Below are 8,574 nucleotides of genomic sequence, written 5' to 3' on the forward strand. Positions count from 1 at the left end.
GACATGGGCTGCCGGGCAGTGCTCGCAGATGCGCTCAGGCGTGCGTCGCAAGCTGCCCGAGGCCGAGGCGCTCGTACACCGCCGCCGTCTGCCGGCGCAGGCGCAGCGACTCGGGCTGGCCATTGAGCTGTTGCTGGAGGATGCCCTGGGCAGCGGACAGCGAAGCCTCCGTACCGCTGCGCACCAGCGCATCGAGATACACCTGCTCGAACAGGTCGCGCTGCGCGTGGCTGCCGCCGATCTCGATCATGCGCGGCAGGGCAGTGCCGAGCCCTTCGATGGCTGCTGCGAGATCGCTGCGCGCATGCGCCACCAGTCCGTGCGCGGCCGGCACGCACACGCGCTGCCATGCCGCGCGCGTCGATGCCGGCGCGTTCGGCGCGAAGGCCACTATGTTGCACAGCAGAACCTCCGCCTCGGGGCGCCCGGCGCGCGCCAGGCCGTAGAGGTACTGCAGGTCGAGAAATGGCAGCACGTGGTCGGCCTGGCGCTGCCGCAGGTAGCCGGCCACGTCCTCCCAGCGCCTGCCCACGTCGATGCCCGCGAGCTCCAGCCGTGCGAGCAGCGAGACGGCGCCGATCTGGTCCTGCGAGTAGTCCTTCACCACGCCCCAGGCATGCTCGTCGTACACCGCGAGCGCTTCGGCATCGCGCCCCAGGTCGATGAGGAACAGCGCCAGGTGCCACCAGTTGTGCGTGACCATGAACGAGTTGAGGCCGGTCCAGGTGTCGCTCACGCTCTGCATGAACGCCAGCCCTTCGGCGAGCCGGCCCTCGGTGAGCATCACGTGCGCCAGCGCATGGTGCGCCCACGGCTCCTTGCGGCACATGGCGATGGCGCGGCGTGCGCTCGCCTCGGCCTCGCGCATCAGGTGGCACTGCTCGTAGCCGAAGGCCGCCATGCCGTGCACGTAGGGCACGTCGGCCGCGTGCGGCAGCACCGCCAGTGCGAGCTTGAGCATGCCGGGGCAGTCGCCGGTGTTGAAGCAGTGGTACTGGCCGAGCTTGACCGACACCAGGTCGCGCGGATGTTCGCGGGCCTGCTCGGCATGCAGTGCGATCGCGCGGGCGATATCGCCGTCGGCCCAGGCCTCGATGGCCGCGATGTAGCGCTGCTCGCGCGGCGTGGCGCGTGCGGCGCCGGCGCGGGCCTTGTCGAGAAAAGGACGGGCGTTGGCCACGGCCTCACGCGATTCGGCGAACAAGTGCAGCGTGGCGCAGTAGGCCTGCACGATGGGGCTCGCATCGGTGCCGGCCACGGCGATCAGGTTGACGGCGCGAGCCTCTGTCGAGATGAATCCCATGACGAAGTCGTCGACCAGCGGCAGGCTGGTGGGGTCGTCGAGGGTGAGCGGGTTGCCGAGGCTGTCGGCGAGCGGTTTTCCGGAGGGCATGGCGGCATGGTGCCATGCCCCCGGAGATGCTTCAACGACTCAGACGCCGGCCTGCTGGTGTCGGTACTCCTGCGTCTTGCCGCCGTAGCCGTAGGCCGCGCCGCGCGCGTCGATCACGTGGATGTACGACACCTCGTGCAGGTCCGGCCGGATGTTCGCCATGGCCGCGTGCACCTCGCGCAGGTAGCGCGCCTTCTCGGCCTTGGTGTTGGTCTCGTCGGTGATGCTGATGTCGAGATGGAAGGCCGACTTGCCCAGCGAGGCCAGCGACTGCCCGCCGATGAACCAGGCGTCGGCGGCGATGTACTGCACAGTGATGGCGATCACCGGCAATTGCTTGCCGAGCACGCTCTGGGTGAGCTCGGCGACCGTGTCGACGGTCTTGCGGGTGAGGGCGGCGTCGGGTTGGCCGGAGAGGTGGACGACGATGTGGGGCATGGTGGACTCCTGGGTGAATGAGTGGTCGATGGGGTGATTGTGGGAATTCCCTATCAATCGGAAAAGCGGGAAGATATGATGGATTCCATCGGATTAACGGATGGATGAGTCATGCAAGGCTTTGATCTGGAGCAGCTGCGCACGCTGGCGGCGGTCGTCGACGCAGGCAGCCTGACGGCCGCCGCGCCGCGCGTCTTTCTTTCGCAGTCGTCGGTCAGCGAGCAGATCCGCAAGCTGGAAGAGCGGGCCGGGCAGTCGCTGCTCACCCGCAGCAAGGCGGGCGTTTCACCCACCGAGGCGGGCGTGCGGCTGCTGGGCTATGCGCGGCGCATCCTGTCGCTGAGCGACGAGGCGTTTCGCGATCTGCACGGCGAGACGCTGCAGGGTGAGCTGCGCCTCGCCGTCACCGACTACTTCCGGCCCGGAGACCTGACGCGCCTGCTGGGGCGGCTCGGCGAGAGTTATCCGCAAGTGCGGCTGCACGTCACCATCCTGAAGAGCGACGATCTGCGCGCTGCATATGCGCGCGGAGATTTCGATGTGGGAGTGGCGATGAACATCGCCGGCGTTTCCGCCGCGCAGCCCCGGGCGTCGGTGATCCGGCGCGAATCGCTGGTGTGGCTGGGCGCGGCGGGCATGCGGCTCGTGCGTGGCGAGCCGGTGCGGCTGCTGGCCTTGCCGGACACCTGTTCGCTGCACCAGTTCACCGTGGCGCTGTTGCGGCGCCGGCGGGTGCCCTACGCGCTGGCGCACGTGGCCTCGGGCGTGGCGGGGCTGCAGTCGGCGTTGGCCGCCGGGCTGGGCGTGGCCTGCCTCAACGAATCGGCCATCAGTGACGGCGTGGCGCGGCTGGCCACCCCCCACGGATTGCCGGCGCTGCCGCGTGTGGCCTTCGAGTTCTTGCCCGGTCGCAGGGGCGAAACGGCGTTCGTGACCCGGGCCCGGGAGCTGCTGGCCACCCATCTGGTGTGAGTCCGGCCCGGGGTGGCGCGGGATTTGCGTCACGTCTGCCATGGATGCGCCACCTCCCACAACCCCACCGGAATGGCTGCGCCATTCCCGTTTCGATGACGCGCAGGCGATCTTTTCGGGCACCTTGTTCGTTGCCATTGCCATGATGCTGTTCGGCCAGGCGGGCTTGCTCACGGGCGGTACGGCCGGCGTCGCGTTTCTGTTGCACTACGCCACCGGCGTGAGCTTTGGAAAGCTGTTCTTCCTGGTCAACCTGCCGTTCTACTGGTTCGCATGGCGCCATATGGGGCGGGCGTTCACGATCAAGACTTTCTCGGCCATTGCGTTGCTCTCGCTGATGACCGACTGGGCGCCGCGCTACCTGTCGATCGATTCACTGCACCCGGCTTTTGCCGCCGTGCTCGGTGGCTTGCTGCTGGGCACCGGCTGCCTGTTTCTCGCCCGCCACCGTGCGAGCCTGGGTGGTGCGACGGTGTTGACGCTGTACCTGCAGGAAAAGCGCGGGTGGCCGGCTGGCAAGGTGCAGATCGGGATCGACTGCACGGTGGTGTTGCTCGCGTTGTTCGTGATTCCACCGCAGCGTGTGGGGTGGTCGGTGCTGGCTGCGGTGGTGATGGGGCTCTTTCTCTGGATCAACCACAAGCCTGGGAGGTATGCGGCGACTTGAGCTTGCGGTTCTCCGGGGTGCGTGCGAATGGCACCGGGTACTCCCCTGCGCGAATGTCCCCCGTCGGCGTGATCGCTCCCCGAACAACACCAGAGTCAAGGCGCAACAGGCCAGGGCCGCTGCGGCTCCCGAATCTGCTCGAACGCACGCGAAACGCGCAGCACTCCGAGATCGTCGAAGCGCTGCCCCGCAATCTGAAGACCGATCGGCAATCCACCCGCCGAGTACCCGCAATTCACCGAAGCCGCCGGCTGCTCCGACATGTTGAACGGCACCGTGAACCCGATGTGCTCCAGTGGCCTCAAGGGATCGTTCGTGGGCGAAGGTGCCTCCGCCGCTGCGGGCATGTTCGGCGATACCGGCGAGATCACGTAGTCGAAGCGTGCGCAGGCGCTCACCGCCGCTACGCGCGTCGCATGGAACTGGCTGAAGCTGCGGAACACGTGCTCGCCGCTGAACTCCGCCGCGCTCTCGGCCCATTCACGGATGTAGGGCAGCACCTTCGAGCGCTGGTCGGCTCGCAGGCCCTTCATGTCCACCAGCGAGCGCATGCGCCACAGATGGTCCATGCCGTCGAGCATTGCCTGCGACATGAAAGGCTGCATCGGTTCGATGATGGCACCGGCCTTCTCCAGCAGGCGTGCCGCGTGTTCGACCGCTGCCTGGATTTCAGGCTCCACCGCCAGTCCGCAGCCCGCGTCGAGCAGCAGGCCGATGCGCAAGCCGCGCAGATGGTCTGGTGATACGTCGAAACCGGCCCAGTCGATGTCCTGCGGCGGCAGGCTCATGCTGTCGCGCGCATCGGGCTTCGACAGCGCCTGCATCAGCAGAGCCGCGTCGCCAACGGTACGCGTCATCGGCCCTGCGGCACGGCCCATGTACGGCGGATCGATCGGAATGCGCCCGAGGCTCGGCTTGAGCGTGAAGATGCCGCACCAGCTCGCGGGCAAGCGCAGCGAGCCGCCGATGTCGGTGCCCAGATGCAGCGGGCCATAGCCGGCGGCGGCCGCAGCACCTGCACCCGCACTGGAGCCGCCCGGCGTCAGGCGCAGGTCCCACGGATTGCGCGCCAGCGTGTGAAAGCTCGACAGGCCCGAAGACAACATGCCGTAGTCCGGCATCGTCGTCTTGCTCACGATCACCGCGCCGGCTTCTTTCAAGCGTGCGGCCGGTGGCGCATCGGCAGCCGCGGGCTTCAGGTCGACGGCGGCGGTGCCGGCCGGCATCGGGTCACCGCGCGTCGCGATGTTTTCCTTGATGGTGGCCGGCACGCCGTCGAGCGGGCCGAGCGCATCGCCGCGCTGCCAGCGCGCTTCCGAAGCGCGCGCCTGCTCGAGCGCGGCCTCGGGCCTGAAGAGCCAGGTGGCCTGCAGGTGCGGCTCCCAGCGCTCGATCTGCGCGATCACGGCCTGCGTCACCTCCACCGGCGAGAGCTTGCGGTCGCGGTAGGCCGCGGCAAGCTCCTGCGCGGACAGCTCGTTCAACCCCACGACAGCGCCGACAGGTCGTTCACGAAGATCGGGTTGTCCTTCCAGATGCCCTTGACGTTCTTCTTTGCGACGGTCGGGAACTGCGGCTGGTACAGGAAGCCGTTGGCCGCGTCGGTGGCCAGCATCTTCTGTGCGTCGCCGAGCAGCTTGTTGCGCTCGGTGGCGCTGGCCGTGGACTTGATCTTGTCGAACAGCGTGTTGAAGGCCTTCGACTGGTAGCCCCAGTAGTAGTCCGACTTGGCGTAGTTGCCGAGGTCGAAGGGCTCCACGTGCGAGACGATCGACAGGTCGTAGTCCTTGTTGCCGTAGGTGCCGCTGAGCCATTGGGCCCATTCCACGTTCTGCACCTTCACGACGATGCCGATCTTGGCGAGCTGGGCCACGATCACCTCGCCGCCCTGGCGGGCATACGGCGGCGGCGGCAGTGTCATGGTGAGTTCGAGCGGCGTCTTCACGCCGGCTTCGGCCAGCAGCTTCTTGGCCTTCTCGATGTCGAAGGGGTTGATGCCGGTGGTGTCGACATAGCCCGCCGCACCCGGCACGTAGTGGCTGCCGATGGGCACGCCGAAGCCGTCGGCCGCGCCTTCGATCACGGCCTTGCGGTCGATGGCCGCAAGAATGGCACGGCGCACGCGCACGTCGTCGAGTGGCTTCTTCTTGTTGTTGATCGAAAGAATCGTCTTGGCGCGCGAGCCCGCCAGGATCACCTGGAACTGCGGGTTCACCTTGAACTGCGGCACCACGCGCGTGCCGATGCGCGCGAACACGTCGACGTCGCCCGAGAGCATGGCAGCGGCCTGCGCAGCGGTGTCGGAGATGAAGCGGAACGTGACCTTGTTGATCTTCGCGGTGGCGGGGCTGCGAAAGCCTTCCCACTTGCTCAGCGTGATCGACGAGCCCTTGGCCCAGCTGTCGAGCTTGTAGGGGCCGGTGCCGACCGGCTTGGTGGCGTTGCCATCGGCGCTCTTGGGCTCGACGATCACGGCCGTGGCCTGGCCCAGCACGAAGGGCAGGTCGGGGTCGATCTCCTTGTTGATGATGACGACGGTGTAGTCGTCCACCACCTGGGTCGCGAGGTTGGCGAAGGTGCGCTTGTCCTTGTTGGTGCTCTTCTCGCCGCCTGCGCGGTCGAACGAGAACTTCACGGTGGCCGCGTTGAAGGGCTCGCCGTTCTGGTACTTCACGCCGCGCCGCAGCTTGAAGGTATAGGTCTTCAGGTCGGGCGAGATTTCCCAGCTCTCGGCCAGCAGCGGCGTGACGCTGCCGTCGGCATTGATCTTGGTGAGCGTTTCGAGGATGTTGTAGTGCACCACCTCGGCGATGGCGGCGGCGGCGCCGGTGGTCGGGTCGAGCCCCGGCGGTTCGAGCGCCATGCCGATCACGATGGCGTCCTTCCGGCCCTGCGCCATGCCGGCGAGCGGGGTGGCCAGCGCAACGGTGGCGCCAGCGGTGGTGAGAAGGGTGCGACGGTTCAACATACGTGTGATCTCCGGATAGACAACAAGCCAGGTTCGAATGACGACTGCTCCGGCGTGCGCCATGCCCCGAAGGGAGGCGCGACGCCGCGAAAGACACGACACGCAGCACGAAAGATGCCACGTGCGCAGCCGGTCATTCTCTCGCAGGGGGCGAGCCGGTGCGCGGCCCGCGGGGCGGTTTTTCCTCGGGACGTTCCCGTAGGCGAGAGAGCCGGGTCAGCCCCAGGACAGGGCCGCGATGTCGTTCACGAAGATCGGCGTGTCCTTCCACAGCCCGCGCAGGTTGCGCGCCGCCACGGTAATGAACTGCGGCTGGTACAGGAAGACGTTGGCCGCGTCTTCCGCCAGCAGCCGCTGCGCGTCGCCCAGGTAGCGCAGGCGGTCGGAGGTGCGCGCGGCGTTGCGCGCCTTGTCGAAGACCTCGTTGAACCTGGCCGACTGGTAGCCCCAGTAGTACTCGGGCTTGGTGTAGTTCACCAGGTCGAAGGGCTCGACGTGCAGGATCAGCGAGAGGTCGTAGTTCTTGTTGCCGTAGGTGCCGCTGATCCATTGCGCCCATTCGACGTTCTGGATCTTCGCGACGATGCCCACCTTGGCTAGCTGCGCGGCGATCAGCTCGCCGCCCTGGCGTGCATAGGGCGGGGGCGGCAGCACGAGCTCGAGTTCGAGCGGCGTCTTCACGCCGGCTTCGGCCAGCAGCTGCCTGGCCTTCTCGACGTTGTAGGGGTTGATGCCGGTGGTGTCGATGTATCCCGGCGCGCCCGGCACGTAGTGGCTGCCGATGGGCACGCCCCGGCCGTCGACGGCGGCTTCGATCACCGCCTTGCGGTCGATGGCCGCGGAAATCGCGCGGCGCACGCGCACGTCGTCCAGCGGCTTGCGCTTGTTGTTGATGGCCAGGATGGTCTTGCCGCGCGAGGCGTTGAACACCACCTGGAAGCGCTTGTCGTTCTGGAACTGCGGCAGGCTGCGCGACACCGAGGCATGCGGAAACAGGTCGATGTCGCCCGAGAGCAGCGCGGTGGTCTGCGCGGCCGGCTCGGAGATGAAGCGGAAACTGGCCTTGCGGATCTGCACCGTGTCGGCATTGCGCCAGCCGTCCCACTTGGCGAGCACGATGCCCGAGCCCTTGGACCAGCTGTCGAGCCTGTAGGGCCCGGTGCCGACCGGCTTGGTGGCGTTGGTTTCTACGGTCTTGGGCTCGACCTGGATTGCCGAGGCCTGGCCCAGCAGGAACAGCAGGTCGGGCTCGATCTCCTTCGTGATGAGCACCACCGTGTGCTCGTCGACCGCCTGCGTCGCGATGTTGGTGAAGGTGCGCTTGTCCTTGTTGGTGCTGTTGGCCGCGGCCGCGCGGTCGAACGAGAACTTGACGCTCTGCGCGTTGAAGGGTTCGCCGTTCTGGAACTTCACGCCACGCTTGAGCTTGAAGGTGACGGTCTTCAGGTCGGGCGACACCTCCCAGCTGTCGGCCAGCAGCGGCGTGACGCTGCCGTCGGAGTTGATCTTGGTGAGGGTTTCGAAGACGGTGTAGAGAACCACCTCGGCGATCTCGGCACCTGCCTTGGCCGTGGGGTCGAGGCCCGTGGGCTCCAGCGTGAGGCCGAGCACCAGCGAATCTTTTTTTCTCTGCGCCAGCGCGATGGTCGGCAGGGCCAGCGGTGTCAGGGCTGCGGCGCCGGTGGCGAGCAGGGTGCGTCGTTTGAGCATGAAGCGGTGTCCTCGGAACAGGGGGCAAGCATCATCCGCGAGAGCAGGGCGCCAGCGCAACCAGATGCTTATGACCCACTCATCCTAGAGACTGCGGGCGACGCTTCGGTGTCAGGCCGGCAGCAGCGTGCCGCCCGTGGGCGTGCGCGGCACTGCATCGAGCAGCGTGCGCGTGTACTCGTGCTGGGCGTGATGGAAGAGCTCGGCGGGCGGACCCTGCTCCACGATCTTGCCTTTCCACACCACGCAGACCTCGTCACACAGGTGGTTGACCACCGCGAGGTCGTGACTGATGAGCAGGTAGCTGATGCCGAACTGCTGTTGCAGGTCCTGCATGAGGTTGAGCACCTGGGCCTGCACGGATACGTCGAGCGCACTCACCGGCTCGTCGGCGACGATGAGCTTGGGGCGCGTGATGAGGGCGCG

7 protein-coding genes and 1 pseudogene are annotated in these 8,574 nt (G+C 67.2%); 2 read left to right on the forward strand and 6 right to left on the reverse strand.

The window, feature by feature from the left end:
* Positions 1 to 34: 34 nt before the first annotated feature.
* Positions 35 to 1,393: a tetratricopeptide repeat protein gene (locus tag BLW48_RS22545; protein ID WP_093177573.1), complete on the reverse strand. Its 1,359-nt coding sequence runs from the start codon at positions 1,391 to 1,393 to the stop codon at positions 35 to 37.
* A gap of 39 nt (positions 1,394 to 1,432) precedes the next feature.
* Positions 1,433 to 1,831, reverse strand: a complete 399-nt coding sequence (locus BLW48_RS22550; protein WP_093177574.1) for a tautomerase family protein — start codon at positions 1,829 to 1,831, stop codon at positions 1,433 to 1,435.
* 111 nt (positions 1,832 to 1,942) lie between these two features.
* On the opposite strand from BLW48_RS22550, the gene BLW48_RS22555 reads away from it, so the two are divergent.
* Entirely contained in the window at positions 1,943 to 2,803 is an 861-nt protein-coding gene (locus BLW48_RS22555; protein WP_093059892.1) for a LysR family transcriptional regulator, read from the forward strand.
* A gap of 40 nt (positions 2,804 to 2,843) precedes the next feature.
* A complete protein-coding gene (locus tag BLW48_RS22560) occupies positions 2,844 to 3,470 on the forward strand; it encodes a YitT family protein (protein WP_093059890.1) in 627 nt (208 codons plus the stop codon).
* A gap of 95 nt (positions 3,471 to 3,565) precedes the next feature.
* Here BLW48_RS22560 and BLW48_RS22565 read toward each other — a convergent pair whose 3' ends face one another.
* The 4 genes and pseudogenes from BLW48_RS22565 to BLW48_RS22580 all read right to left on the reverse strand — a co-directional run.
* Positions 3,566 to 4,960: an amidase gene (locus BLW48_RS22565; protein ID WP_093177575.1), complete on the reverse strand. Its 1,395-nt coding sequence runs from the start codon at positions 4,958 to 4,960 to the stop codon at positions 3,566 to 3,568.
* Positions 4,951 to 6,438 carry an ABC transporter substrate-binding protein gene (locus tag BLW48_RS22570; RefSeq protein ID WP_093177577.1) on the reverse strand — a complete coding sequence of 496 codons (1,488 nt, stop codon included), beginning with the start codon at positions 6,436 to 6,438 and terminating at the stop codon, positions 4,951 to 4,953. The genes BLW48_RS22565 and BLW48_RS22570 overlap by 10 nt, the downstream gene beginning before the upstream one ends.
* A gap of 216 nt (positions 6,439 to 6,654) precedes the next feature.
* Positions 6,655 to 8,148: an ABC transporter substrate-binding protein gene (locus BLW48_RS22575; protein WP_093059884.1), complete on the reverse strand. Its 1,494-nt coding sequence runs from the start codon at positions 8,146 to 8,148 to the stop codon at positions 6,655 to 6,657.
* A 111-nt stretch (positions 8,149 to 8,259) separates the two neighbouring features.
* Positions 8,260 to 8,574, reverse strand: a pseudogene (locus BLW48_RS22580) (peptide ABC transporter ATP-binding protein); the annotation flags it as partial.

Origin of the sequence: Variovorax sp. YR266 (assembly GCF_900107295.1) — a bacterium.
Taxonomy (GTDB): domain Bacteria; phylum Pseudomonadota; class Gammaproteobacteria; order Burkholderiales; family Burkholderiaceae_C; genus Variovorax.